The 24,070-nt window shown below is 72.8% G+C and carries 26 protein-coding genes; 9 read left to right on the top strand and 17 right to left on the bottom strand.

The features are described from left to right. Positions 1-233 precede the first annotated feature (233 nt). Positions 234-1,625 (top strand): FAD-binding protein, encoded by a 1,392-nt coding sequence (locus ACFYM2_RS27750; protein WP_388839987.1) that lies wholly within the window; start codon positions 234-236, stop codon positions 1,623-1,625. 43 nt (positions 1,626-1,668) lie between these two features. Next, positions 1,669-2,424 carry a decaprenylphospho-beta-D-erythro-pentofuranosid-2-ulose 2-reductase gene (locus ACFYM2_RS27745; RefSeq protein WP_388460066.1) on the top strand — a complete coding sequence of 252 codons (756 nt, stop codon included), beginning with the start codon at positions 1,669-1,671 and terminating at the stop codon, positions 2,422-2,424. A 6-nt stretch (positions 2,425-2,430) separates the two neighbouring features. Here ACFYM2_RS27745 and ACFYM2_RS27740 read toward each other — a convergent pair whose 3' ends face one another. From ACFYM2_RS27740 to glyA, 3 genes are all read right to left on the bottom strand, one after another. Further along, positions 2,431-3,009, bottom strand: coding sequence for a 2'-5' RNA ligase family protein (locus ACFYM2_RS27740; RefSeq protein WP_359003644.1), 579 nt, complete (start codon positions 3,007-3,009; stop codon positions 2,431-2,433). A 145-nt stretch (positions 3,010-3,154) separates the two neighbouring features. Continuing rightward, positions 3,155-4,222, bottom strand: a complete 1,068-nt coding sequence (gene trpS / locus ACFYM2_RS27735) for a tryptophan--tRNA ligase (protein WP_388839984.1) — start codon at positions 4,220-4,222, stop codon at positions 3,155-3,157. 656 nt (positions 4,223-4,878) lie between these two features. After that, positions 4,879-6,150, bottom strand: coding sequence for a serine hydroxymethyltransferase (glyA, locus tag ACFYM2_RS27730; RefSeq protein ID WP_388839981.1), 1,272 nt, complete (start codon positions 6,148-6,150; stop codon positions 4,879-4,881). A gap of 208 nt (positions 6,151-6,358) precedes the next feature. Between glyA and rocD the strand changes: the two genes are divergently transcribed. Then, positions 6,359-7,594 (top strand): ornithine--oxo-acid transaminase, encoded by a 1,236-nt coding sequence (rocD, locus tag ACFYM2_RS27725; protein WP_388839978.1) that lies wholly within the window; start codon positions 6,359-6,361, stop codon positions 7,592-7,594. Between the two features lie 10 nt (positions 7,595-7,604). Here rocD and ACFYM2_RS27720 read toward each other — a convergent pair whose 3' ends face one another. From ACFYM2_RS27720 to ACFYM2_RS27700, 5 genes are all read right to left on the bottom strand, one after another. Next, complete coding sequence (locus tag ACFYM2_RS27720) at positions 7,605-8,567, bottom strand: hypothetical protein (protein ID WP_359002221.1); 963 nt, start codon at positions 8,565-8,567, stop codon at positions 7,605-7,607. 7 nt (positions 8,568-8,574) lie between these two features. Further along, a complete protein-coding gene (locus ACFYM2_RS27715; protein ID WP_359002223.1) occupies positions 8,575-8,979 on the bottom strand; it encodes a hypothetical protein in 405 nt (134 codons plus the stop codon). A 1-nt stretch (position 8,980) separates the two neighbouring features. Continuing rightward, positions 8,981-10,750: a hypothetical protein gene (locus ACFYM2_RS27710; protein WP_388839975.1), complete on the bottom strand. Its 1,770-nt coding sequence runs from the start codon at positions 10,748-10,750 to the stop codon at positions 8,981-8,983. Between the two features lie 249 nt (positions 10,751-10,999). Next, on the bottom strand, positions 11,000-12,184 hold the full coding sequence (locus ACFYM2_RS27705; RefSeq protein ID WP_359002227.1) for a glutathionylspermidine synthase family protein: 1,185 nt from the start codon (positions 12,182-12,184) through the stop codon (positions 11,000-11,002). A gap of 82 nt (positions 12,185-12,266) precedes the next feature. Next, on the bottom strand, positions 12,267-12,533 hold the full coding sequence (locus tag ACFYM2_RS27700) for a hypothetical protein (protein ID WP_359002229.1): 267 nt from the start codon (positions 12,531-12,533) through the stop codon (positions 12,267-12,269). 185 nt (positions 12,534-12,718) lie between these two features. Here ACFYM2_RS27700 and ACFYM2_RS27695 point away from each other — a divergent pair, with 185 nt between their 5' ends. Next, positions 12,719-13,564, top strand: coding sequence for a hypothetical protein (locus tag ACFYM2_RS27695; protein ID WP_388840082.1), 846 nt, complete (start codon positions 12,719-12,721; stop codon positions 13,562-13,564). A gap of 18 nt (positions 13,565-13,582) precedes the next feature. On the opposite strand, the gene ACFYM2_RS27690 is transcribed toward ACFYM2_RS27695, so the two are convergent. After that, entirely contained in the window at positions 13,583-14,998 is a 1,416-nt protein-coding gene (locus ACFYM2_RS27690) for a PLP-dependent aminotransferase family protein (RefSeq protein WP_388839971.1), read from the bottom strand. 47 nt (positions 14,999-15,045) lie between these two features. On the opposite strand from ACFYM2_RS27690, the gene ACFYM2_RS27685 reads away from it, so the two are divergent. From ACFYM2_RS27685 to ACFYM2_RS27670, 4 genes are read left to right on the top strand one after another with little or no spacing between them, the layout of a single operon-like run. Beyond that, positions 15,046-15,543, top strand: coding sequence for a carboxymuconolactone decarboxylase family protein (locus tag ACFYM2_RS27685; protein WP_388460058.1), 498 nt, complete (start codon positions 15,046-15,048; stop codon positions 15,541-15,543). Next, on the top strand, positions 15,540-16,025 hold the full coding sequence (locus ACFYM2_RS27680) for a carboxymuconolactone decarboxylase family protein (protein WP_359002233.1): 486 nt from the start codon (positions 15,540-15,542) through the stop codon (positions 16,023-16,025). The genes ACFYM2_RS27685 and ACFYM2_RS27680 overlap by 4 nt, the downstream gene beginning before the upstream one ends. Beyond that, positions 16,022-16,741, top strand: a complete 720-nt coding sequence (locus ACFYM2_RS27675) for an isocitrate lyase/phosphoenolpyruvate mutase family protein (protein ID WP_359002343.1) — start codon at positions 16,022-16,024, stop codon at positions 16,739-16,741. The genes ACFYM2_RS27680 and ACFYM2_RS27675 overlap by 4 nt, the downstream gene beginning before the upstream one ends. Positions 16,742-16,798: 57 nt before the next feature. Continuing rightward, positions 16,799-17,200: a hypothetical protein gene (locus ACFYM2_RS27670; protein ID WP_388839968.1), complete on the top strand. Its 402-nt coding sequence runs from the start codon at positions 16,799-16,801 to the stop codon at positions 17,198-17,200. 17 nt (positions 17,201-17,217) lie between these two features. Here the strand turns inward: ACFYM2_RS27670 and ACFYM2_RS27665 are convergent, their stop codons facing one another. Together ACFYM2_RS27665 and ACFYM2_RS27660 are read right to left on the bottom strand one after the other, a co-directional pair. Next, positions 17,218-17,688 carry a hypothetical protein gene (locus tag ACFYM2_RS27665; protein ID WP_388839965.1) on the bottom strand — a complete coding sequence of 157 codons (471 nt, stop codon included), beginning with the start codon at positions 17,686-17,688 and terminating at the stop codon, positions 17,218-17,220. A 32-nt stretch (positions 17,689-17,720) separates the two neighbouring features. Next, on the bottom strand, positions 17,721-17,966 hold the full coding sequence (locus ACFYM2_RS27660) for a helix-turn-helix transcriptional regulator (RefSeq protein WP_359002239.1): 246 nt from the start codon (positions 17,964-17,966) through the stop codon (positions 17,721-17,723). Here ACFYM2_RS27660 and ACFYM2_RS27655 point away from each other — a divergent pair. Then, entirely contained in the window at positions 17,965-18,366 is a 402-nt protein-coding gene (locus ACFYM2_RS27655; protein ID WP_388839962.1) for a hypothetical protein, read from the top strand. The genes ACFYM2_RS27660 and ACFYM2_RS27655 overlap by 2 nt on opposite strands. A gap of 71 nt (positions 18,367-18,437) precedes the next feature. On the opposite strand, the gene ACFYM2_RS27650 is transcribed toward ACFYM2_RS27655, so the two are convergent. From ACFYM2_RS27650 to ACFYM2_RS27625, 6 genes are all read right to left on the bottom strand, one after another. After that, on the bottom strand, positions 18,438-19,427 hold the full coding sequence (locus ACFYM2_RS27650; protein WP_350232238.1) for a malate dehydrogenase: 990 nt from the start codon (positions 19,425-19,427) through the stop codon (positions 18,438-18,440). A 185-nt stretch (positions 19,428-19,612) separates the two neighbouring features. Next, a complete protein-coding gene (locus tag ACFYM2_RS27645; RefSeq protein ID WP_388839959.1) occupies positions 19,613-20,557 on the bottom strand; it encodes a DUF2690 domain-containing protein in 945 nt (314 codons plus the stop codon). A gap of 117 nt (positions 20,558-20,674) precedes the next feature. Continuing rightward, entirely contained in the window at positions 20,675-21,340 is a 666-nt protein-coding gene (locus ACFYM2_RS27640; protein ID WP_359002245.1) for a response regulator transcription factor, read from the bottom strand. Further along, positions 21,337-22,503: a sensor histidine kinase gene (locus ACFYM2_RS27635; protein WP_388839955.1), complete on the bottom strand. Its 1,167-nt coding sequence runs from the start codon at positions 22,501-22,503 to the stop codon at positions 21,337-21,339. Before ACFYM2_RS27635 ends, ACFYM2_RS27640 begins: the two co-directional genes overlap by 4 nt. Positions 22,504-22,656: 153 nt before the next feature. Next, the gene (locus ACFYM2_RS27630) at positions 22,657-23,115 is read right to left on the bottom strand and encodes a DUF3017 domain-containing protein (RefSeq protein ID WP_388460054.1); all 459 of its coding nucleotides are present in this window, start codon (positions 23,113-23,115) and stop codon (positions 22,657-22,659) included. 18 nt (positions 23,116-23,133) lie between these two features. Next, entirely contained in the window at positions 23,134-23,991 is an 858-nt protein-coding gene (locus ACFYM2_RS27625) for a bifunctional methylenetetrahydrofolate dehydrogenase/methenyltetrahydrofolate cyclohydrolase (RefSeq protein ID WP_359002249.1), read from the bottom strand. Positions 23,992-24,070: the final 79 nt, after the last annotated feature.

The raw sequence follows: 24,070 nt of genomic DNA, 5'->3' as shown, positions 1-24,070 counted from the left end.
GCCCGCCAACTGGCCCAGGCCACCGGCGACTCTCCTGCGCCCGAGGGGACGAATACGGGACAAATGGGGCTGACACCCGGGCAATCACCCGTTTCGCTGAGTGATTATCGGGGTGAGTGACTTACGCACCCCGAACGCAGGCACGCGCGCGTACGGCAGGCCGGGCGGGCGCCGCCAAGACAACCGCGCGTAACTAAGACAAAGGGGACGAGAGAGGCGATACGGTCACATTCATGTCCCCCGACACGTCACCCGACACGGCGCCCGTGCCCGCGCCCCCCGGCCCGCCGACGTCCGTGAGCGGCTGGGGCCGCACCGCCCCCACCGCCGCCCGCCTGCTGCGCCCGCGCACCTACGAGGAGGCGGCGGACGCCGTGCGGGCGTGCGGGGCGCGCGGCACGATCGCCCGGGGCCTCGGCCGGGCGTACGGGGACGCCGCGCAGAACGCGGGCGGCGCGGTCCTCGACATGACCGGACTCGACCGCATCCGCACCCTGGACGTCGAGGCGGGCGTCGTCGTCTGCGACGCGGGCGTGAGCCTGCACCGCCTGATGGAGGTGCTGCTGCCGCTCGGCTGGTTCGTCCCCGTCACCCCCGGCACCCGCTACGTCACGGTCGGCGGCGCGATCGGCGCCGACATCCACGGCAAGAACCACCATGTCTCCGGCTCCTTCACCCGCCATGTCCGCGCCCTGGAACTGCTCCTGGCGGACGGCACGGTACGCACCGTCACCGCGGACAGCGAGCTCTTCGAGGCGACGGCCGGCGGCATGGGCCTGACGGGCGTGATCCTGCGCGCCACCCTCCAACTGCACCCCGTCCAGACGTCGTTGATGGCCGTGGACACCGAACGCGCGGTCGACCTGGACGACTTGATGACGCGGCTCGAAGCGGGGGACCATCGCTACCGCTACTCGGTGGCGTGGATCGACCTGCTCGCGCGGGGTGCCGCGATGGGGCGCTCGGTACTGACCCGGGGCGAGCACGCGCCGCTCGACATGCTGCCGCCCCGCGCCGCCCGCACCCCGCTCGCCTTCCGGCCCCGCCGGCTGCCGGCCGCGCCGTCCTTCCTGCCCGAAGGGCTGCTCGGCCGCTCCAGTGTGGCGGCGTTCAACGAGTACTGGTACCGCAGGGCGCCCAGGCACCGCACGGGCGAGCTCCAGCCCATTCCGGCGTTCTTCCACCCGCTCGACGGGGTGCCGCACTGGAACCGCGTCTACGGGCGCGGCGGCTTCGTGCAGTACCAGTTCGTCGTCGGGTACGGACAGGAGGACGCCCTGCGGGCCATCGTGCGGCGCATCTCCCGGCACGGCTGCCCCTCCTTCCTCGCCGTCCTGAAACGCTTCGGCGAGGCCGACCCCGGCTGGCTGTCCTTCCCCCTCCCCGGCTGGACGCTGGCCCTGGACATCCCCGCCAACCTGCCGGGCCTCGGCGCCCTCCTGGACGAACTCGACGAGGACGTGGCGGGCGCGGGCGGGCGCGTCTACCTGGCCAAGGACGCGCGGCTGCGCCCGGAGCTGGTGGCACGCATGTATCCGCTGCTGCCCCAATTCCGGGCACTGCGGGCAGAGTTGGACCCGCGCGGCGTCTTCACGTCCGACCTGAGCCGGCGCCTGGGCCTGTGACGCGCACCCCTCTCCCCCGACCCCATCCCCCCAAGGAGCCCTGATGAAGGACGCGTTCGGCACCCCGCAGTCGCTGCTCGTGCTCGGCGGCACATCCGAGATCGCCCTCGCCACCGCCCGCCGGCTGGTGGCCCGGCGCACCCGCACGGTCTGGCTCGCGGGGCGCTCCTCACCCGCGCTGGACTCGGCGGCGGCCGGTCTGCGCCGCCTCGGCGCGGACGTGCGCACGCTCGACTTCGACGCGCTGGACTGCGCCGCGCACGAGGTCGCGCTCGGGAAGGTCTTCGCCGAGGGCGACATCGACATGGTGCTGCTCGCGTTCGGGGTGCTCGGCGACCAGACCCGCGACGAGAGCGAGCCGATGGCGGCGGTGCGGGTCGCGGGCACCAACTACACCGGCGCGGTATCGGCCGGGCTCATCTGCGCCAAGGCCCTCCAGGCCCAGGGCCACGGCTCGCTGGTCGTGCTGTCGTCGGTGGCCGGCGAACGCGCCCGGCGCGGCAACTTCATCTACGGGTCGAGCAAGGCCGGCCTCGACGCGTTCGCGCAGGGCCTCGGCGACGCGCTGCACGGCAGCGGGGTGCACGTCATGGTCGTACGCCCCGGATTCGTCCGTACGAAGATGACGGCGGGCCTGGCCGAGGCGCCGCTCGCCACCACGCCGGAGGCGGTGGCCCTGGCCATCGAGACGGGGCTGCGCAGGCGCTCGGAGCTGGTGTGGGTGCCGGGGGCGCTGCGGGTGGTGATGTCGGCGCTGCGGCACGTGCCGCGCGGGGTGTTCCGGCGGCTGCCGGTGTAGGCCGCGCTAACGCAGCGAGGGGTGGTCCAGGCAGACGCCCTGGGCCGGGACGCCGAGCGCCCCGATGCCGAAGGGGAAGTCGCGCAGCTTGCGCCACACCCCGTCGGCGCCCTGCTCGTAGAGGGCGAACCCGCCGCACGTCCAGGACGCGGAGAACCGGGCGAGGGACGCGTACGCCAGGTCCATCGCCTCCTCCGAGATGCCGTGCGCCACCGTGACGTGGGGGTGGTAGGGGAACTGGAGCTCGCGCACCAGCGGGCCCGCCTCGTCCCGCACCCGCTGCTGGAGCCACGCGCACTCGCCCGCGCCCTCGCTGACCTTGACGAAGACGACCGGCGAGAGCGGGCGGAAGGTGCCCGTGCCGGCGAGGCGCATCGTGAACGCGCGGCCCGCGGCCGCGACCGAGGCCAGATGCGCCTCGATCTCCGGCAGGCACTCCGGCTCGACCTCGTGCGGCGGCAGCAGCGTGATGTGCGTGGGGATGCCGTGCGCGGCGGGGTCACCGAAGCCCGCGCGCCGCTCCTGGAGCAGGCTGCCGTAAGGCTCCGGGACCGCGATCGAAACGCCGAGCGTTACGGTCCCCACGTCGTTCTCCTCCGTGCTGTGGTGGTTGCTGGTGTGCAGTGTGACGGCCCCGGCGCCCCCTGACCAGAGGCCGGGGCCGGGCCCCGGCCACACCGGCGTGGCGGTGGCCGGAGCGTGGCCGGTCAGGGGCGCGCCCGGGGCGGTGTCAGTGCTTGGCGGGCAGCATGCCGACCTTGTCGTACGCCGTCGCCAGCGTCTCGGCGGCGACCGCGCGGGCCTTCTCCGCGCCCTTGGCGAGCAGCGCGTCCAGCGACTCGGGGTCGTCCAGATACTGCTGCGTACGGGTGCGGAAGGGGGTGACGAACTCCACCATCACCTCGGCGAGGTCGGTCTTGAGCGCGCCGTACATCTTGCCCTCGTAGTCCGCTTCGAGCTCGGCGATCGTGCGGCCGGTCAGCGTCGAGTAGATGGTCAGCAGGTTGGAGACACCCGGCTTGTTCTCGGTGTCGTACTTGATCACCGTGTCCGTGTCGGTGACCGCGCTCTTGACCTTCTTGGCCGTCGTCTTCGGCTCGTCGAGCAGGTTGATGAGCCCCTTCGGCGTCGAGGCCGACTTGCTCATCTTGATCGACGGCTCCTGGAGGTCGTAGATCTTCGCCGTCTCCTTGAGGATGTACGGCTCCGGGACGGTGAACGTGTCGCCGAAGCGGCCGTTGAAGCGCTCGGCGAGGTCACGGGTGAGCTCGATGTGCTGGCGCTGGTCCTCGCCGACCGGGACCTGGTGGGCCTGGTACAGGAGGATGTCCGCGACCTGGAGGATCGGGTACGTGAACAGGCCCACGGTCGCGTTGCCCGCGCCCTGCTTGGCCGACTTGTCCTTGAACTGGGTCATCCGGCTGGCCTCGCCGAAACCGGCCAGGCAGTTCATGATCCAGGCGAGCTGGGCGTGCTCGGGCACGTGGCTCTGGATGAACAGCGTGCAGCGCTCCGGGTCGAGACCGGCGGCGAGCAGCTGCGCGGCGGCGAGCCGGGTGTTGGCGCGGAGCTCGGCCGGGTCCTGCGGGACGGTGATCGCGTGGAGGTCCACGACCATGTAGAACGCGTCGTGCGACTCCTGCAACGACACCCACTGGCGGACCGCGCCGAGGTAGTTGCCGAGGTGGAACGAGCCCGCGGTGGGCTGGATTCCGGAGAGCACGCGTGGGCGCTGCGGCGTGGCGGAGCCGTTTCCCTGCGGGTGGCTGGGGGTGACGGGCGGGCGAGTGGAGGCCATGCCCATCATTCTCTCAGGTGCGCGCGCTCCCCCGGAAACCCCACACTTGTGACCGCCCCCACAGGTCCCCTGGTGCTGGCCCCTGTGCGCATACCTAGCCCGTCATGGGGGTCCCCCCTGGCCCTTAAGGCCTTGGGGGAATTTGAGGACGAGCGCCCTTAAGGCGCGAACGGGGTCTGGGGCGGAGCCCCAGGGGCCCCGGCTGCGGACCGTGGGTGGCTGGCCGCGCAGTTCCCCGCGCCCCTGACTACTCGACGCTGGCCCGTATGCACATCCCTAGCCCGTCCGGCGATTGAGGACGAGCGCCCTTCAGGCGCGAACGGGGTCTGGGGCGGAGCCCCAGGGGCCTCGGCTGCCGACCGTGCGTGGCTGAGCGCGCAGTTCCCCGCGCCCCTGGCGGGGCTGGTGCGGGCCCGCATGGGCAACCTCAGCCCATGCCGCTGAGCATTTGGTGCGGGCCCGCATGGGCATACCCAGCCCGTCCGGCGATTGAGGACGAGCGCCCTTCAGGCGCGAACGGGGTCTGGGGCGGAGCCCCAAGGGCCTCGGCTGCCGACCGTGCGTGGCTGAGCGCGCAGTTCCCCGCGCCCCTGACTACTCGGCCCTGGCGCATATGCACACACCTAGCCCGTCCGGCGATTGAGGACGAGCACCCTTCAGGCGTGGACGAGGGCTGGGGCTGGGTGGGGGGTCAGGAGGGTCGTGACCTCGGCCCGGATCGCCGCGAGGGCCGGCTCGTCGGCGGCCCGGGCCGCCGTGACGCCCCGGTCGATCCACTCCGCCACCAGCGGCATGTGCTCGACCCCCAGCCCCCGCGACGTCAGGGCCGGCGTCCCGATCCGGATCCCGGACGGATCGAAAGGCTTCCGGGGGTCGTAGGGGACGGTGTTGTAGTTGACGACGATCCCCGCCCGGTCGAGCCCCTTCGCCGCGATCTTGCCGGAGACGTCACGCGAGGTGAGGTCCATCAGGATCAGATGGTTGTCCGTGCCGCCGGACACCAGATCGAAGCCCCGCGCGAGGAGCGCGTCCGCGAGCGCCTTCGCGTTGGCCACCACCTGATGGGCGTACGCGCAGAAGGCCGGCTGCGCCGCCTCGTGCAGCGCGACGGCGATCGCCGCGGTCGTCTGGTTGTGCGGCCCGCCCTGGAGCCCGGGGAAGACCGCCTTGTCGATGGCCTTCGCGTGCTCCTCGCGGCACATCAGCATCGCCCCGCGCGGACCCCGCAGGGTCTTGTGCGTGGTGGTCGAGACGACATCGGCGTACGGCACCGGGGACGGGTGCGCCCCGCCCGCGATCAGCCCCGCGATGTGCGCGATGTCCGCGACGAGCACCGCGCCCGCCTCCCGCGCGATCTCGGCGAACGCGGCGAAGTCGATCGTGCGGGGCAGCGCCGTACCCCCGCAGAAGATCACCTTGGGCCGCTCCTTGAGCGCGAGGTCGCGCACCTCGTCCAGGTCGACACGGCCCGTGTCGGCCCGCACGCCGTACCGCACGCCGCGGAACCACCGGCCGGTCGCCGAGACGTCCCAGCCGTGCGTGAGGTGGCCGCCCATCGGCAGGGCCATGCCCATCACGGTGTCGCCCGGCTCGGCGAAGGCGAGGTACACCGCGAGGTTGGCCGGCGAGCCGGAGTACGGCTGCACATTGGCGTGCTCGACGCCGAACAGGGCCTTCGCCCGCAGCACCGCGAGCCGCTCGATCTCGTCGATGTTCTGCTGGCCCTCGTAGTAGCGCCGCCCCGGATAGCCCTCGCTGTACTTGTTCTGGAGCACCGTGCCCGACGCCTCAAGAACCGCCGTCGAGACGTAGTTCTCGCTGGGTATCAGGCGCAGGGTGTCCGACTGGAGCTGTTCCTCGGCGGCGACGAGCGAGGCGAGCTCGGGGTCGGCGCTCAGCAGGGCGGGGTGGGAAAGGGGAAGGCTCATGGCGTCCTCCGGGTCCGTTGACAGGTTCCCGGGGTGCCCAGGCGGGCGGCACCTCTGCGGCAGGCCGCGCACGGCTCCCCCGGGGTCGCTTCCCCGCTCGCCAGTCGCCGCGCGTACCGGACACCCTACCGGCGACCCCTGCGGCAAGGTTTCCGCGTCCGGCATCCGAGCGACGATAGAAAAGGGCACCACCAACGCCCCATGCCGCATGACGATCGGAGAACCCGTGTCGACACACGCATCGACCGAAGACGCCATCCGTTCCGCCGAGGCACACAGTGCGCACACCTACCATCCGCTGCCCGTCGTGGTCGCATCCGCCGAGGGCGCCTGGATGACGGACGTCGAGGGCCGGCGCTACCTGGACATGCTGGCCGGCTACTCGGCGCTCAACTTCGGCCACGGCAACCGCCGTCTCATCGACGCCGCCAAGGCCCAGCTGGAGCGCGTCACCCTCACGTCGAGAGCCTTCCACCACGACCGGTTCGCCCAATTCTGCTCGGAGCTTGCCGAGTTGTGCGGCAAGGAGATGGTGCTGCCCATGAACACGGGGGCAGAGGCGGTGGAGACCGCGGTGAAGACCGCCCGCAAGTGGGGGTACAAGGTCAAGGGCGTACCGGACGGCCAGGCGAAGATCGTCGTCGCCCGGAACAACTTCCACGGCCGTACGACCACGATCGTCAGCTTCTCCACCGACCCGGAGGCCCGCGCGGACTACGGCCCCTACACGCCGGGCTTCGAGATCGTCCCGTACGGCGACCTGACCGCCATGCGGGCCGCCGTCACCGACACCACCGTGGCCGTCCTGATCGAACCCATCCAGGGCGAGGCCGGGGTGCTGGTTCCGGCGCCCGGATACCTGGCGGGCGTACGGGAGTTGACGCGCGAGCGGAACGTGCTGTTCATGGCCGACGAGATCCAGTCCGGGCTCGGCCGCACCGGCAGGACGTTCGCGTGCGAGCACGAGGGCGTGGTCCCCGACGTGTACATCCTGGGCAAGGCGCTGGGCGGCGGCGTGGTCCCGGTCTCCGCCGTCGCCGCCTCCCGCGACGTGCTCGGCGTGTTCCGGCCGGGCGAGCACGGCTCGACGTTCGGCGGGAACCCGCTGGCCTGCGCGGTCGCCCTTGAGGTCATCGCGATGCTGCGCACCGGCGAGTACCAGCAGCGCGCCACCGAGCTCGGCGACCATCTGCACCACGAGCTCGGCCTGCTGACCGGCACCGGCGCCGTCGAGGCGGTCCGGGGGCGCGGCCTGTGGGCGGGCGTGGACATTCATCCCTCGTACGGGACGGGGCGCGTCATCTCGGAGAAGCTGATGGACCGCGGGGTCCTGGTCAAGGACACCCACGGTTCGACGATCCGGATCGCCCCGCCGCTGGTCATCAGCAAGGAGGACCTGGACTGGGGGCTCGACCAGCTGCGCGCGGTGCTCGCCGAGCACTGACGGCCACGCGTCAACCCGGCGGCATCGAGGGGCAGTTGGAGTCGGCGCAGAACACGCTGAGCGCCGTCTTCAAGGTGGTCTCCTGTTCCGGCCAGGCGTCGTCGGGGGCCGCGGACAGAATGGCGTAGTGCGTGCCGCCCGGCGTCAGGAAGGCGTAGTCCACCACCTGGCGCCGGTGGCCGAGCTCCTGGTTGTTGTAGGCGTACACCAGGCGCGCCACCGGCCCCGCGATCCCGGGCACGGTGGCGTCGTCGGCCAGGCTGATCTCCTGGTAGTCGGGGTGCTGGCGCGCGAGCTCGCCGGAGGTCTGCTTGAGCGCGTCATAGGGCCGAAGGTCCGCCCCGCCGACCCGGTACACCTGGATCAGGCGCTTGTGGTCGGCGGAGTTGTAGAAGACGCCCTTGGTGCCCTGGTCGTCGCGGGTCCAGTCCTGCGGCACATAGAGCCTGAAGCCCTGGGGGTCCTGGGCGAGCCGGTATCCGGCGGGGGTGGTCGCGCTCGGGGACGGGGAGGGAGAGGGGGAGGCCGAAGCGGACGGGCCGCCCTTCACGCCGCCGTCCCGGCCGGGGATGTCTGAGGTGGAACCGCTCGCGGACGTGGTGGGCGTGACCTTCGGGCCGCCGTGCCCGCCACGGGCAAGGAGGTAGCCGCCGCCCGCGCCGGCCACCGCGACGACGACCATCGCGATGACGACGGCGAGGGGCACCCGCCGCGGGCGCCCCGGCTCCACGCGCCCCGGCCCCGGGGGCGGCAGCGGCTCGGTGAGGGGCCCGGGGGCGTATCCGTCCGGCGCGAACGCGTCGCCCGGCGGCCGGGGCGGAAGGGGCGGGGGCGCGACCGGTGGCGGTGTGGCCGATGGTGGCGTGGACGAGGGTGGCGCGGCCGGTGGCGGCGCCGCTTCGGGCGCGGCCGTCACGGGCTCCCACTTCTGCGTCGCCGCGTTCCAGCGGACCTCTCCTCTGCCGCCGCTCACCTCGCTCTCACCGCCCGATCAGGTCGTGGACGCGCTGGACCAGCGTCTCGCCCGAGGCGAGCAGGCCGGTGAGGGAGGTCGCGCCCGCCAGGATGTCGCCGAGCCGGGCCAGGCGGCCCGGCGTGGCCCGGCCCTCGGTACGGATCTCGCCCTCGGCGTCCGCGAGTTCGGCGTCCAGGACGCGGGTGCGGTCGTTGACCACGAGCTGGGCGAGGCCCGCCCTGAACTGCACGATGGCTTCCATGAGTTGGCGGTGCGCCTCGTCGTCGGCGCCGCCCGCGTGGTAGGCGCTGTGCACCGTGTTGTGGTCGCCGACCGAGACGGAGCCGGTCACCCCGCTGATGTGCACGGACCGCTGGGGGTCGCGGTGTGCGTGGTCGCGCTGCGCGCTGTCGTCACCCGGCATGCTCATCTCAGCCCTCGTTCTTGACGGTGTTGTGGTCGCCGACACTGATCGCTCCCCGGGCGTTCTCGATCATGACTCCGCCCTGGGTGACGTTGATGATCTTCTGCTCGAACTGCCCGGTGTCGTAGCCGGCTTCGTACAGGGCGCTGCGTACGCCGCTGGTCACCCGGTCCTCGATGGACTTCACATAGCGGCGGCAGTCCATCGCCTGGAAGAGCGAGGTGTCGGGCGCGGCGGCCAGCTCGCGCACGGAGCACGCGGGGCCGTCGGGCAGCGCACGTCCGTACCCGCCGGACAACCGGACCCAGCCGGAACGGGCCGCCCGGCCCACGACGAGCAAGGAGGCCATCAGCGAGCCCGGCGTGCGCCACAGCGCCCAGGCCGCCTTCCCCAGCGGGGTGCGGCAGCGGAACGCGTGGGCCACGCGGTCGGCGCGGATGAAGTCCTCGCGCAGCGGGGCCAGGACGTGCGGCGCGATCTCCAGGACCAGCATGCCGCCCTGGGTGTGGACGCGGACGTACACGGTGGTGACGAGGTGTTCCTCCCAGCCGCCGACCCGGATCCGCAGGAAGTGGCGGCGGGCCTCGCCGCCCTCTTCCAGCGCGGCCGCGCGGTGCTGCTCGAACTGACCCTCGCCATAGGGGGCTCGGGCCCGTGAGGGCAGCCCGTCGACCGGCAGGAAGACGTACTCGGCCACTTCGAGCTGGCGCAGCCGGTCGCGTACGGCGAGGGCCTGGGCGGGCGCCGTGGGCGCGGGGACGCGCAGCCGCGTGATGAGGGGTTCGACGATGCGCAGGATCTCGGCGTTGCTGATCGGTTCCGGTGCGCGCTCGTCCAGGGACGTGCGCGGGCGCAGCTGGATGGAGACCGACCACGGGTCGAGCGGGTCGCCCGCGCCCCGGAAGGGGGCATCGGCGCGGTAGACCGCGAGCGGGGCGTGCTGCTCGGCGCGGATCAGGGCGCTGAGCCGCTGGAGCCGCGCGTTGTCGTTGTTCTGGGCGGGGTCACCGGCGAAGTCCTGGAAGCCTTCGGGGGACAGTTCGCCCGCCATGACGCGGGTGAACTGGACGTGGCGCAGGGCGACGCAGAGCGCGAGAACCGCGAAGCAGGCCAGTATCCCCCAGCCGTATCCGGGGCTGAAGCCGCGGTCTGCCACGTCGAAGGCGCCGGGGCCGACCGCTTCGGCGGAGCCGGTGAGGTACGACGGGACGGCGCCGCTCGAATGCCCGAAGGCGCCGCCGTAGGAGCCCGGGGAGCCCTCGTAGCCGGGCACGTAGCCGTCCGATGAGTCGTATCCGCCGAAGAGGGAGATCACGACCGCGACGGCGAAGAAGGCGAGCACGGCGCGGGCCCACCACCGGGCCAGGAAGGCGGGCACGGTGCGGTACCAGGGGGCGACGCGGGCGGTGCCCCGGATCAGCCGGGCCAGGCCCAGGATGAGCGAGGGCACCACGAACAGCACGAGCATGACGAAGTGCGTGAGGACCACGCTGAGCAACCACAGCGCCAGGATGCCGAGCGCCCAGGCGAGTTCGAGGGTCCGGGCGCGCAGCGCGTGCGCGAGGACGCGGGCCGCGTCGAAGCCGAGCGAGGGCGCGACGATCCGCTCCTCGTGGACGTACAGCTCGTCGATGACGGCGTCGCGGTACTCGGCGTCGAGGTAGGTGCCCGCTGCCATCAGCCGGGTGGCCTCGCTGAGCGAGGGGTGCACCGGCGGCAGCCCACCGGCCTCCGGCTCCGCCGGCTGGGCCTGCTGCGGCACGTGGGCCTGCGTCATGTTCTTCTCCCCCGTGAACGAGGGCGTGCGCCGCGTTCCAATCCGCTTGAGCGAAGGGGGTGTTCGCGGGCGCCCGCCGGCTGGACATGGTAGCGGCGCGCCACCCCGCACAGCGCCCCGTCCACACCCTCCCCACAGCTTCTTGCGAGGCATGACACGGGGCAGCGGGCGCACGCGGGGGCGCAGGGTCCGCCCGGCGTCGTCGGACCGCATGCGCCACCGACCGGGCGCGCTACCCGACCGGAAGCGTCACCTGATCAGATGAGGCACGAACCGCGCGTACTCGTCCGTGACCGGGCCCGCGGACTCCCGGATGCCGAGCCCCGCCGCCTCGTCCTCCACGACCCAGGCCCCGAGCACGGTCCGGTTCCCTTCGAAGTCGGGCAGCGGAGCCAACTCCTGGTAGCAGCACGGCTCTTCGGGGCGGGGGGCCGGGCCGGAACCGGGCGGGTGCAGCGTGACGCCCGCGCCCTCGCGGCCGAGCAGGGGTTTCGCCACGTACCCCCGCCCCGTGGCGAGCTCGCGCGGCCCGTCCAGATAGGCGGGGAGCAGATGGGGGTGGCCGGGGTAGAGCTCCCACAGCACCGCCAGGAGCGCCTTGTTGGAGAGCAGCATCTTCCACGCCGGTTCTATCCAGCACGTCGTTCCCGTGCCGCCACCGTTGTCGAGGGTGTCGAGGACCTGCGGTCCGAACGCGTCCGAGGCCAGCCACTCCCACGGGTACAGCTTGAAGCAGGCGCGGATGAAGCGGAGCCGGTCGTCGACGAAGCGGCCGGTGACGCTGTCCCAGCCGATGGTCTCCATCGACAGCGCCTCCGTGTCCAGGCCCGCCTGCTCGGCGGTCTCGCGCAGATAGGCGACGGTCATCAGGTCCTCGCCGAGCTCGTCGCCGTCGGAGTGGGCGAAGTGCACCGGTCCCGGCGGCAGCAGCCGCGCCTGTCGCCGCCAGGCGTCGACGAGGCGTTCGTGCAGCGAGTTCCACTGGTCGGCGCCGGGGAAGCGGTCCTCCATCCAGAACCACTGCGCGCTCGCCGCCTCGACGAGCGAGGTCGGGGTGTCGGCGTTGTACTCCAGCATCTTGGCCGGGCCCGTGCCGTCGTACCGCAGGTCGAACCGGCCGTACAGGGAGGGGAGTTCGGACCGTCTGCGCCAGGATTCGGCGACCAGGTCCGCGAGGCGGCCGTCCATGATGCCGAGGTCGGCGAAGCGCCCCTTCTCGACGATGTGGGCCGCCGCGGCCAGGCACATGCCGTGCAGCTCCTCGACGGTCTCCTCCAGCGCCTCGATCTCGGGCCCGGTGAAGGAGTAGTACGCGCTCTCGTCCCAGTAGGGGTGCAGGGAGTCGTCGGGATGCCGTGTCAGAGGGTAGATGACGCCCTGCTCCTCGACGGTGCGCTGCCAGTCGGGGCGCGGCTGTATGCGATGGCGTTCCATGTCCCTGGTCCCTCGATCCCTCCGTACGGTGTTCCCGCGCTCACCCCGCCCGCGGCGTCACCGCGTCACGGCATCGCGGCGCTCACCCGCCGCTGGACCCGCCGTGGCCGAATCCGCCGCGCGAGACGCCGGACTTGTCGAAGGAACCGCCGGAGAGCTTGCCGTTGCGGCTGGTCCCGCCGTAGTAGTACTGGCCCGAGCCGCCGCTCTTGCACTGGTACTTCGGGAGTTCCTTGTAGGTGACCGGGTCGGCGCACCGCCGGTCCGGCTCGTTGCCGCACGCCGTGAGCGTCGCGGCGAGCACGCCCATGCCGCCGAGCACCACCGTGGTGGACCTGAACCTGCGCATCGCGCGACCTCCCCCGCTGTCGGTTCGTTGCCCTGCTTCGTTGCCCTGCTGTGTTGTCCTGTCCCCGCCAGGTCTCTCTGGTGGGACGCGTTCCGGCCACACCCTAGTTCCCGGCCCGCGCCGCCCCCACCCCCGGGCTTTCGCAGGGCCGCCGGGCCTGCGACTACAGTCCCCCTGTGTTCGGGATGATCTGCGCGCTCGCGTCCGCGCTCTGCTTCGGTACGGCCACCGTCCTCCAGGCCGCCGCGACGCGTGCGGCCGAACCCGGTACGGGGTCGGGGGCGGGCTCGGGCTTGGACGCGGCGCTGCTGCTGCGCGCCGTGCGCCAGTGGCGCTACGTCGTGGGGCTCGCGCTGGACGGTCTCGGGTTCGTCTTCCAGGTCATCGCGCTGCGGTCGGTGCCGATCTACGCGGTGGGCGCGGCGCTCGCCGCCTCGCTCGCGGTGACGGCGGTGGTCGCGGCCAGGATCCTGCGGGTCAGGCTCTCCGGTACGGAGTGGGCGGCGGTCGGCGTCGTCTGCGCGGGGCTCGCCATGCTGGGCCTGTCCTCCGGCGCGGAGGGCGACGAGGCGGGCCCCGTGTCCCTGCGCTGGTGGCTGCTCGGGGTGGCCGCCGCGGTCCTCGTCGCAGGCGCGGCCGGCGGCAGGCTGCCGGGACGCGCCAGGGCGCTGGTGCTCGGGCTCGGCGCGGGCTGCGGGTTCGGCGTGGTGGAGGTGGCCGTGCGCCTCATCGACGACCCCTTCGACCTGACGAACCCGGCGTTGTACGCGCTGCTGGCCGGCGGCGGCGCCGCATTCCTGCTGCTGACCTCGGCCCTGTCGCGCGGCTCGGTCACCACGGCGACGGCGGGCATGGTCATCGGTGAGACCATCGGCCCGGCCCTGGTCGGCGTCGCCTGGCTGGGCGACCACACCCGCGCGGGGCTCGGCTGGCTGGCGGTCGCGGGTTTCGCGGTGGCGGTGGCGGGCGCCCTGGCCCTGGCCCGCTTCGGTGAGGCCCCGGAGACGGCGCCCGCGCCGCCCGAGGCCTAGCTCTTCCCGCCACGGGGCTCACGGAAGCACCCTCATCAGCGCGTCCAGCGCCCCCGCCCACCCCGAATCCGGGGGTGTCCCGTACCCGACCACCAACGCGTCGCGGTCCGGCGGGAGTTGGGGGTGGCGGAAATGGGAAAGGCCCTCCAGGGCCAGGCTCTGCCAGGCGGCGCCCTGGACCACGGAGCGTTCGGTGCCGGGGGGCAGTTCGAGCAGGGCGTGCAGGCCGGCGGCGATGCCGCTGACCCGTACGTCGGGGGCGCGCTCGGCGAGGGCTGCCACCAGTTGGTCGCGGCGGCGCCGGTAGCGCAGCCGCATGGTGCGCACATGGCGGTCGTACGCGCCGGAACTGATGAACCGCGCCAGCGTGAGCTGGTCGAGCGCGCCGCACGCCCAGTCCCCGTTCGTGGCGGACTTGGCGCGCTCGACCTCCTCGACCAGACGCGCGGGCAGCACCATCCAGCCGAGCCGGAGCCCGGGCGCGAGGGCCTTGCTCGCGGTGCCGAGGTAGACGACGTGCTCGGGGTCGAGTCCTTGCAGGGCGCCCACGGGCTGGCGGTCGTAGCGGAACTCGCCGTCGTAGTCGTCCTCCACGATCAGGCCGCCGGTGGCGCGCGCCCAGTCGACGGCCGCCGCACGCCGGTCGGGCGGCAGCGGAAGCCCGATCGGGAACTGGTGCGCCGGCGTCATGAGCACCGCCCCCGCGCCCTTCAGCTCCCCCAACTCCTCGGTGAGCGTGCCCCGTTCGTCCAGCGCGAGCGGCGGCGTGCGCAGGCCGGCGTCGGTCAGCGCCTTCCGGTGGAAGTCGAGCCCGTACGATTCGACCGCCACCTCCCGCACCCGGCGCGCCCGCAGCACCGAAGCCATCAGCATCAGGCCGTGCAGGAACCCCGAGCACACCACGATGCGGTCCGGCGACGCGTACACGCCGCGGGCCCGGGCCAGATAGTCCGCGAGCGCCGTACGCAGCTCGATGCGGCCGCGCGGGTCGCCGATGCCGAAGGCCTCGTGCGGGGCCTCGGTCAGCGCGTGGCGGGCCGCCTTCAGCCACTCGGCGCGCGGAAAGGAGGCGAGGTCGGGCGAGCCCGCCATCAGGTTGTACGCGGGCTTGCGCCGGGCGGTGGGACGCGGCGCGTGGCCTCGGTCCTGGCGCGCCCGCGAGCGCTGGGCGACCCGGGTGCCGGAGCCCTGGCGCGCGGTGAGCCAGCCCTCGGCGACCAGCTCGGCGTAGGCGTCGGCCACCGTGTTGCGGGCGATACCGAGGTCGGCGGCGAGGGTGCGCGAGGAGGGCAGCCGGGCGCCCGGCGCGAGCCGTCCGGTGCGTACGGCCTCGCGCAGCGCGTCCATGAGGCCCGAGCGCAGGCCCGCGCCGCCCACGTCGATGTGCAGATCGACACCGAGGGTTTCCGGAGAAGTGGCCCAGGATTTCACCATGGGAGTGGACCATACCGGGGTGCCATCCGCGCCCTACGGTCGTAACCATGACGACGAACGAGAACACCGCGTACGCGCCCGAGCGTGCCCCGCGTCTGCGCTGGGCCAAGGCGGCGCCCGAGGTCTACCGGGCCATGATGAAGCTGAACGAGGCCGCCGAGCGGGGGCTCGACCCGGTCGTCGCCGAGCTGGTCAGGATCCGGGCCTCGCAGCTGAACCGCTGCGCCTTCTGCCTGGACATGCACACCAAGGACGCGCTGGCGGCGGGCGAGTCGGTGGAGCGGATCACGCAGCTCAGCGCGTGGGAGGAGTCCGCGCACTTCTACACGGCCAAGGAGCTGGCGGCGCTCGCGCTGACCGAGGCGGTCACCGTCCTGACCGAGGGATTCGTGCCGGACGAGGTGTACGAAAGGGCCGCCGAGCACTTCGAGGAGGGCGAGCTGGCGCAGCTCGTCTCCACCATCGTCGTGATCAACGCCTGGAACCGCTTCGGTGTGACCACGCGGGCGACGGCGGGCCATTACAAGCCGGGGATGTACAAGTGAGCGGTGCGGTGCGGGAGTTCCGGGTGCCGGGCGCGGTCTACGATGGTCTCGCGAAGATCAGTGCCGCCGCCAAGCGGGGTCTCGGCGACGCGTCCCTTGCCGAACTGGTGATGATCCGGGCGTCCCAGCTCAACCGCTGCGCCTTCTGCCTGGACATGCATCTGACGGCCGCCCGCAAGGCCGGCGAGGCGGAGGAACGGCTCGCCCTGATCGCCGCCTGGGAGGAGAGCGGCCGGCTGTTCTCCGCGCGCGAGCGGGCCGCGCTCGCGCTGACCGAGGCGGTCACCGTCCTGGCCCGGGGCGCCTCCCGGACGAAGCCCGGGCAAGGAGCCGTCACCGACGCGGTGTACGACGCGGCCGCCGAGCACTTCACCGAGACCCAACTCGCCCACCTCATCGCGGTCATCACCGTCATCAACAGCTGGAACCGGCTGATGGTGACCCGCCGCACGACACCCGGAGACACGCAATGGCACAGCTGAACCCCGCCGCCGCCTTCCGCGCCCTGCACCAGGGCCGCGCCACGGGCGACCCGCTGATCCTGCCGGGCCCGTGGGACGCGGCCAGCGCCCGGGTCTTCGAAGAGGCCGGCTTCCCGGCCCTGGCTACGCCGAGCGCGGGGGTCTCGGCGTCCCTGGGGTACGAGGACGGCTCGACGCCGGCGCGCGAGATGTTCGCCGCCGTGACCCGGATCGTGCGGTCGGTGTCGGTCCCGGTGTCGGCGGACATCGAGGACGGGTACGGGCTCGCGCCCAAGGAGCTGGTGGACCGGCTCCTTGAGACGGGCGCGGTCGGCTGCAACCTGGAGGACTCCGCGGGCGGCGCCCTGAAGGAGCCGGCGCGGCACGCGGACTGGCTGGCCGAGGTGCGGGCCGAGGCGGGCGATCGGATCTTCATCAACGCCCGCGTCGACACCTACATCCGGGGCCTGCCCGACCTGGACGCGACCATCGCGCGGGTCCGGGCGTACGTCGCGGCGGGCGCCGACGGCGTCTACCCGTTCGCCGCGCCGGCCGACCACCTGCCCAAGATCGCCGCGGCCGTGCCCGCGCCGGTCAACATGGCGGCCCTGCCCGACGGCCCGACCCCGCGCCGCCTGTCCGAACTGGGCGCGACCCGCATCACGTTCGGCCCCGGCCTCCAACACCGCGCGACCCAGGCCCTCCGCGACATCGCTCAGCAGGTACGCGCGCTGTAGCCGCGTTGGCGGCTGGAACAGTGCGGGGCGGCCGGGGCGTGCGGGAGGATGCCGAGAATGACGCGCATCCGCCACGCCGGGCCCCTGCTCTGCCTCCTGGCCGCCCTGACCGGCTGCTCCAGCGAACCTCCCGCCGCGCCCGGCGCCGCGTACGGCACCGCAGGACCGACCGCCACCACTTCCGCCGCTCCGGCTCAGGCGGCCCGCCTGGCGGAGCGGTACCGGACGTCAGGGGGGCTCGATGAGGTGTACGGCATCCAGCAGGCCACCGGGTCGCACGGCGCCCCCGTGGTCACCGTGTGGACGAAGAACCCGGACGGCGGGGACTTCGAGCGGCTGCGGCAGTCCGTCATGGGGTTCATCGGGCGGGAGGGTCAAGTCTCCCTGAAAAAGGGCTACTTCCTGGACGTGTTCGGGCCCGACGGCTCGCTGCGGAACAGGTACGACACGACCCGCTGACCGGGCGTCCCTGTCCGCTACTCGTCGTCCGGCTCGTCCTGGACGCGCAGGAGCGCCACCCATCTCGGCATCAGCCAGTGCGTGACCAGCGCGCCCACCAGTACCGGCAGCGTCACGGGTGCCAGGTCGCCGCCCGCGTTGCCGTACACGACGGCGGCCGCGGCGGTGGCCACCAGCAGGACGGTGGTGACGCGGTGGGCGCGGGCCATGACCTCGCTGCGTTCGGCGCGCTGGCGCTCGTCCAGGGCCCGGCGGCGCAGTTCGAGCAGGCCCCGGGTGGCGGTGTTGATGGCCCCCATGGCCACGCACCACGGCAGCAGCACGACGATCGTCACCCACAGCGCGGTCACGGAAGGGACCAGGACCGCGGCGAGCCCCGCCGTCACGTACGCGGCGGTCATCGCCAGGTGGGCCCCGAACAGCACCCTCCTGCGGGCCGCCGTCGCGTACAGACCCTCGTACTCGCGGCGGTTCATGGTCTTGTGCATCCACCGGTCATAACGCGTCAGCCGCGCGTCGCTCACTGGTTCCTCCCATAGGCCTCGTCGGTGAGCGGGCGGAACGGTTTCAGGGAGAACAGCGCCTCCACCGGGAGCCCGAAGTGCTCCGCGATCTTCAACGCCAGGTCGAGGCTCGGGTTGTACTGCCCCCGCTCGATGTAGCCGATGGTCTGGTAGTGGACCCCGACCGCCTCGGCCAGGCTCTGACGCGACACCTTGCGCTCGGCACGCACCATCGCCAGCCTGTTGTGCACCTGCTCGCTCATGTATAAGAAGTACTACATTGGTGAGTGGAACCACAACAAGCAACGCGACAGCGGGGAGTTCGTCATGTCCGACATGCGGGGCCTGTTCGGCCGCAAACAGCTCACGGTCCTGTGGCTGCGCGACGCGGACGACATCGCGTCCGAGCTGCGCGACGCGCTCGCGGACGCCGGGGAGGCCGAACGGCCGGGTCTTCAGGCGGCACTGGCGATCGCCGAGACGGCGGCGGCCGAGCCGGACCGGGAGCGCCGGGGCCGCTGGGTGCGCGAGCAGCGGGCGTCGGTCGGCTACACGGGCCCCGACGACGAGTCGGTCCACGCGGTCAAGGCACTGCGCGACGCCCGGCCCGAGCTCAGCCTGCTCGCCGCCGTCCAGCTGACCCGGGACGCGGCGCGCGGCTAGAGAACGGGCGAAGCCCCGGCAGTGGCTGCCGGGGCTTCGTCAGGCGTACGCCAACGGGCGTACCACCAGGCTCAGATGAGGCCGAGCTCGCGGACCGCGTCGCGCTCCTCGGTGAGCTCCTTGACGGAGGCGTCGATGCGCTTGCGGGAGAACTCGTTGATGTCCAGGCCCTGGACGATCGAGTACTTGCCGTCCTTGACGGTGACCGGGAAGGAGGAGATCAGGCCCTCCGGGACGCCGTAGGAGCCGTCCGAGGGGATGCCCATGGAGGTCCAGTCGCCATCGGCGGTGCCGTTGACCCAGGTGTGCACGTGGTCGATGGCGGCGTTGGCGGCCGAGGCGGCCGAGGACGCGCCACGGGCCTCGATGATCGCGGCGCCGCGCTTGGCGACGGTCGGGATGAACTCGTCGGCCAGCCACTGCTCGTCGTTGACGACCTCGGCGGCGTTCTTGCCGGCGATCTCCGCGTGGAAGATGTCCGGGTACTGGGTGGCCGAGTGGTTGCCCCAGATGGTCAGGCGCTTGATGTCGGAGACCGTCGTGCCGGTCTTCTTCGCCAGCTGCGAGATCGCCCGGTTGTGGTCGAGACGGGTCATCGCGGTGAAGCGCTCGGCCGGTACGTCCGGGGCGGAGGCCTGCGCGATGAGCGCGTTGGTGTTGGCCGGGTTGCCGACGACGAGGACCTTGATGTCGTCGGCGGCGTTGTCGTTGATGGCCTTGCCCTGCGGCTTGAAGATGCCGCCGTTGGCGGAGAGCAGGTCGCCGCGCTCCATGCCCTTGGTGCGCGGGCGGGCGCCGACGAGCAGGGCCACGTTGGCGCCGTCGAAGGCGACGTTGGCGTCGTCGGTGATCTCGATGCCGCGCAGCAGCGGGAAGGCGCAGTCGTCGAGCTCCATGGCGGTGCCCTCGGCGGCCTTCAGGGCCGGGGTGATCTCCAGGAGGCGCAGGTTGACCGGCACGTCCGGGCCGAGCAGGTGACCGGAGGCGATGCGGAAGAGCAGCGCGTAGCCGATCTGGCCGGCCGCGCCGGTGACGGTGACATTCACGGGAGTGCGGGTCATGGCGATCTCCGTAAGAAACAGCAGGTGGTGGGGGGTTGCCCCTGGCTTCCGGGCACCCCGTAAACGCCGGCAACCTGACGTGCGACCGTCTGAATCTTGACGTGAAGAGATGTCCAGCGGTCAGGCTATCCGACCCTGGGAGTTCTACACCCCCGCCGCCCTGTGGGACGGCTCACGCTGATCGATCATCGGCCGGTTGTGTCCGTTCCGGTGGCGCAGCCGCTCTTGTTGTCCGTCAGCGTGGCGCAGGCCCGCGCGGCGGCGGGACCCTGGACGGCGAGCATCCTCGTGTACGTGTCGCGGCCAGCCCCCTTCACCACCGCGTCCCGGGCCAGGGCGCCCGCGCTGATCCGCACCCGGTCGCCCGGGACGACCTGCCTCAGCCGCGCCCAGGCCGCCTCGCACGTCCGGCTGTAGCGCACCTCGACGACCGCGACGCCGACCCTGGCGCTGCCCACCGTACGGACCGACGTGTCGGCGCAGCGCGTCGTTTCGGGATCCTGGCCGGTGCACGAGGCGGCCAGGCACGACACGCCGGGAGGGAGCACGGCCGCCGGGGCGGCGGTGTGGCTGGGCGGCGCGGCGGTGCGGCTGGACGACGGCGCGGCGGCCGGGGGCCTGGCGGCGGCCGGCTTGTCGCCTGCGGGCCCGCCGAGGCCGGTGAGGAGCACGGCCGCCGTGATGACGAGCAGCGCGCCCACCACCCCGGCCAGGAACATGACGATCCGGCTCCGGCCGCCCGGCCCGGCGGGCGGGGCCTGACAAGCGGCGCGGGGCGCGGCGGGCCGTCGCGGCTCGGCCGTCACGGTTCTCGCCCGGTCGGCCCGCACGGCGTCCATGACGCGGTCGTGACGCTGCTCGGAGCGCGCCCAGGCCCGCTCGGCCGGCTCCCACAGGGTGGTCAGGTGGACCGGGTTCGCGCCGGTCACCTCGGCGAGCGCGACGACGGCCGCCCTGGGGGCGAAGAGCCGGCCGCCCAGATACCGCTCCCAGGACGTCCTGCTGTACCCGGTGCGCTCGGCGACCGCCGCGACGCTGAGTCCGCTGCGGTCCACGAGCCGGCGCAGCTGATCCGCGAACTCCCGTACCTGCGGATCGAGTTGGTCCGGCAGCGCCTTCCAGCGAGGCATCGCTTCCCCCAAGTTCTCGCTTGCCAGGGCGCGGGCGGCACGCGCGGGTCCAGGATGGCAGCTCCACAGGTGGCGCGCACCGGCTCGCGCGAGGACGGCCCTCGGGACGGCCGGCGCTCAGGGGCAGGCGCCGCCCGGGGTGACAAGGCCGGTCTCGTACGCCACCACCACCGCTTGGGCCCGGCTGGCCAGATCCAGTTTGCTCATGGCGCGGTTCAGATGGGTCTTGACCGTGGCCTCGCTGATGTAGAGGCGGCCGGCGATCTCCTGGTTCGCCAGGCCGCACGCGGTCAGGCGCAGCACCTGGGTCTCGCGGGCGGTGAGGACGTCGAGCTGGGGCGCCGGGCCGGTTTCGGGCCGCCGCGCGAACGCCTCGACCAGGCGGCGGGTGACACTCGGCGCGAAGAGCCCGTCGCCCCCGCCCACGGCGGCCACCGCGGCCAGCAGCCGCTCCGGCCCCGAGTCCTTGAGCAGGAACCCGCAGGCCCCGGCGCGCAGCGCGCCATAGACGTACTCGTCGAGGTCGAACGTGGTGAGGACGAGGATGCGCGGCGCCGGATCGGCGGCCTCGGCCAGGATGCGTTCGGTGGCCTCGATGCCGCTCATGCCGGGCATCCGGATGTCCATGAGGATCACGTCCGGGCGGGTCGCGGCGGCCTGGCGCACCGCTTCGGCGCCGTCGCCCGCCTCCCCGGCCACCTCCACGCCGGGGGCGGCCCTCAGCAGCCCGGTCAGGCCCGCCCGGATGAGGAACTGGTCGTCGACGACGAGCACCCTGATCATCCCGATGTGCCTTCCTCCCCCGGCGGCGCCCCTGCGGAGGTCGGCAGGGTCAGGGTCACCGCGAACCCGCCCTCGCTCCACGGGCCGGCGCTGACCGACCCGCCGTAGAGCTTGGCCCGCTCCCGCATGCCGAGCAAGCCGTGGCCGCCGCCGGTGGGCACTCCGTCCTGATGCGGCACCCCGCGTCCGCCGCCCTTGCCCCCATTGACGACGGACACCACCAACTGGTTCCGGCCGTACTGGAGTTGGACTTCGGTCTCGGCCCCTGGCGCGTGCTTGAGTACGTTCGTGAGCGCTTCCTGCACCACCCGGTAGGCGCACAGTTCGACGCCGGGCGGCAGCGGGCGCGGGGTGCCGAGGGTGCGCAGGGTCACCGGAACACCGGCGGCCCCGATCCGCTCCGCCAGCTCCGCGATCCGGCCGAGGCCCGGCATGGGGGCCCCGGGCGCCTCGTCGTCGGCGTCACGCAGCACTTCGAGCATCCGGCGCAGCTCCTCAAGGGCTTCGGCGCTGGTGCCGGAGATGGTGGAAAGGGCGGCGCGCGCGGTGGGCGGATCGGAGGCGAAGACGAACCCGGCGAGCCCGGCCTGCACGGAGATGACGGACATGTGGTGGGCCACCACGTCGTGCAACTCCCGCGCGATACGCCCGCGTTCGGCCGCCACCTCGCGGCGCGCGCGGTCGGCCTGCTCCTGCCGCAGGCGCCGGGCGAGTTCGGCGGTGCGGCGGGCCAGCGCTCCGAAGTGGAGCAGTAGCAGGGCGAAGACGAGGGCCTGGGCGACGACGGAGACCATGGCGCTGCGGGGGCTCGCCACTCCGGCGTACATCCAGGCCCCCACCATGAGGGCCGCGCAGGCCGCCGCCGTGGGCAGGGCGCGCAGGGAGGCCACCGTGTACAGCGAGAGCATCGGGCCGAAGCTCGTGACCACGGGCCAGTATCCGCAGGCCACGTACCCGACGAACACCAGGTGCGACCAGAGCAGCACCGCGACCGGCGCCCTGACGCGGAAGGCGAGCGGCAGTCCGGCCAGCGCGGCCAGGGCGTACCCCCGGGCGTCCAGCGCGTTCCAGCCCTGCCGCGCCGACTCCTGCCCGAGCGCCACCGAGGCACACGTCAGCGCCACGGCCAGGAGCGCGTCGGCGAACTGGGGGCGGATCCGCATCGTCGCAGCGTAACGACGAGGCGGGGCGCGTACGTCAACTCCGCGCCGTACAGCGTGAGTTGTAGCGGGGGCCCGGCGGGGAGACGGGAGCGGCCCGCGCCCACTGGGGGTGGGCGCGGGCCGCTCCGTCTCTCCGGCGGGCTGCCGGTACCGCTAGCGCACGGTGAAGTGGACCGCGTCCTCAAGGAAGGGGACGTTCAGCCACGGGCGGGGCTGGGCCATCAGGGCGAGCAGCACGATGGCCACGCCGAGCACTCCGTACGTGGAGATGTCGGTGAAGCGGGACCTGACGGCGAGCATGCCCACCGACGGCAGCGTCCAGCGCAGCGCGGCGCCCACCATCAGGGCCGCGCCGACGATGACGAGCCCGATCCGGAACGCCGCCCCGAACGGGTCGATCGCGACCATGAGCAGCCCGAGGCCGACGGCGAGCAGCACGCACAGCAGCGGCCACTGCCGGGCGGGCGCCGGCGCGTCGCCCGCCGCGGCCCGGCCGCCGCCCTCGGGGCGCGCGGTGTCCCGGGTCAGCGAAGGGGGCCGCCGCGAACCGGCCTTGGCGGACGCGGAGTTCTCCGTGTCCCCGGACGGCTCGTGACTCCTACCAGCACCCATGGGTCAGGCCCTTTCGTGTCAGCCCGCGGCGGCGAGCTCGGCCGCCTCGACGACGTTGACGAGCAGTTGGGCGCGGGTCATCGGGCCCACACCGCCCGGGTTGGGCGAGAGCCAGCCCGCGACCTCGGCGACGCCGGGGTGCACATCGCCGACGATCTTGCCGCTCTCGTCGCGGCTGACGCCGACGTCGAGCACGGCCGCACCCGGCTTCACGTCCTCGGGCTTGATCAGATGCGGGACGCCTGCGGCCGCGACGATGATGTCGGCCTGGCGCAGGTGCTTGGACAGGTCGCGGGTGCCGGTGTGGCACTGGGTGACCGTCGCGTTCTCCGAGCGCCGGGTGAGCAGCAGCGGCATGGAGCGCCCGATGGTGACGCCGCGTCCCACGACGACGACCTCGGCCCCGTTGATCTCCACGCCGTGCTTGCGGAGCAACTGGATGATGCCGTACGGGGTACAGGGCAGCGGGCCCGGCTCGTTGAGGACGAGGCGGCCCAGGCTCATCGGGTGCAGCCCGTCGGCGTCCTTGGCCGGGTCCATCAGCTCAAGGACGCGGTTCTCGTCGATGCCCTTGGGCAGCGGCAGCTGGACGATGTAGCCGGTGCACTCGGGGTTGTCGTTGAGCTCCCGCACCACCGCCTCGATCTCCTCCTGCGTCGCGGTCGCGGGCAGTTCGCGCTGGATGGACGCGATGCCGACCTGGGCGCAGTCGCGGTGCTTGCCCGCGACGTACTTCTGGCTGCCGGGGTCGTCCCCGACGAGCACGGTCCCCAGGCCGGGGGTGACGCCTCGCTCCTTCAGGGCCGCCACGCGGACGGCCAGTTCGGACTTGATCGCTGCGGCGGTGGCCTTGCCATCGAGAATCTGGGCGGTCATGTTTCCCATTCTTTCAGGGCGACACGTGATCGCCCAAGTTGCACTTGCACAACACATCCAGCATTCGGCTGGACAAACT

This window comes from Streptomyces sp. NPDC006711 (assembly GCF_042869775.1).
Taxonomy (GTDB): Bacteria; Actinomycetota; Actinomycetes; order Streptomycetales; family Streptomycetaceae; genus Streptomyces.
This window is presented reverse-complemented; position numbering and strand designations above follow the sequence as displayed.

Coding starts and splice junctions, on each gene's coding strand:
- ACFYM2_RS27750 (WP_388839987.1), top strand. CDS start 234: ATGTCCCCCGACACGTCACCCGACACGGCGCCCGTGCCCGCGCCCCCC.
- ACFYM2_RS27745 (WP_388460066.1), top strand. CDS start 1,669: ATGAAGGACGCGTTCGGCACCCCGCAGTCGCTGCTCGTGCTCGGCGGC.
- trpS (WP_388839984.1), bottom strand. CDS start 4,222: ATGGCCTCCACTCGCCCGCCCGTCACCCCCAGCCACCCGCAGGGAAAC.
- glyA (WP_388839981.1), bottom strand. CDS start 6,150: ATGAGCCTTCCCCTTTCCCACCCCGCCCTGCTGAGCGCCGACCCCGAG.
- rocD (WP_388839978.1), top strand. CDS start 6,359: ATGACGATCGGAGAACCCGTGTCGACACACGCATCGACCGAAGACGCC.
- ACFYM2_RS27715 (WP_359002223.1), bottom strand. CDS start 8,979: ATGAGCATGCCGGGTGACGACAGCGCGCAGCGCGACCACGCACACCGC.
- ACFYM2_RS27710 (WP_388839975.1), bottom strand. CDS start 10,750: ATGACGCAGGCCCACGTGCCGCAGCAGGCCCAGCCGGCGGAGCCGGAG.
- ACFYM2_RS27705 (WP_359002227.1), bottom strand. CDS start 12,184: ATGGAACGCCATCGCATACAGCCGCGCCCCGACTGGCAGCGCACCGTC.
- ACFYM2_RS27700 (WP_359002229.1), bottom strand. CDS start 12,533: ATGCGCAGGTTCAGGTCCACCACGGTGGTGCTCGGCGGCATGGGCGTG.
- ACFYM2_RS27695 (WP_388840082.1), top strand. CDS start 12,719: ATGATCTGCGCGCTCGCGTCCGCGCTCTGCTTCGGTACGGCCACCGTC.
- ACFYM2_RS27690 (WP_388839971.1), bottom strand. CDS start 14,998: ATGGTGAAATCCTGGGCCACTTCTCCGGAAACCCTCGGTGTCGATCTG.
- ACFYM2_RS27685 (WP_388460058.1), top strand. CDS start 15,046: ATGACGACGAACGAGAACACCGCGTACGCGCCCGAGCGTGCCCCGCGT.
- ACFYM2_RS27670 (WP_388839968.1), top strand. CDS start 16,799: ATGACGCGCATCCGCCACGCCGGGCCCCTGCTCTGCCTCCTGGCCGCC.
- ACFYM2_RS27665 (WP_388839965.1), bottom strand. CDS start 17,688: ATGCACAAGACCATGAACCGCCGCGAGTACGAGGGTCTGTACGCGACG.
- ACFYM2_RS27655 (WP_388839962.1), top strand. CDS start 17,965: ATGTATAAGAAGTACTACATTGGTGAGTGGAACCACAACAAGCAACGC.
- ACFYM2_RS27660 (WP_359002239.1), bottom strand. CDS start 17,966: ATGAGCGAGCAGGTGCACAACAGGCTGGCGATGGTGCGTGCCGAGCGC.
- ACFYM2_RS27650 (WP_350232238.1), bottom strand. CDS start 19,427: ATGACCCGCACTCCCGTGAATGTCACCGTCACCGGCGCGGCCGGCCAG.
- ACFYM2_RS27645 (WP_388839959.1), bottom strand. CDS start 20,557: ATGCCTCGCTGGAAGGCGCTGCCGGACCAACTCGATCCGCAGGTACGG.
- ACFYM2_RS27640 (WP_359002245.1), bottom strand. CDS start 21,340: ATGATCAGGGTGCTCGTCGTCGACGACCAGTTCCTCATCCGGGCGGGC.
- ACFYM2_RS27635 (WP_388839955.1), bottom strand. CDS start 22,503: ATGCGGATCCGCCCCCAGTTCGCCGACGCGCTCCTGGCCGTGGCGCTG.
- ACFYM2_RS27630 (WP_388460054.1), bottom strand. CDS start 23,115: ATGGGTGCTGGTAGGAGTCACGAGCCGTCCGGGGACACGGAGAACTCC.
- ACFYM2_RS27625 (WP_359002249.1), bottom strand. CDS start 23,991: ATGACCGCCCAGATTCTCGATGGCAAGGCCACCGCCGCAGCGATCAAG.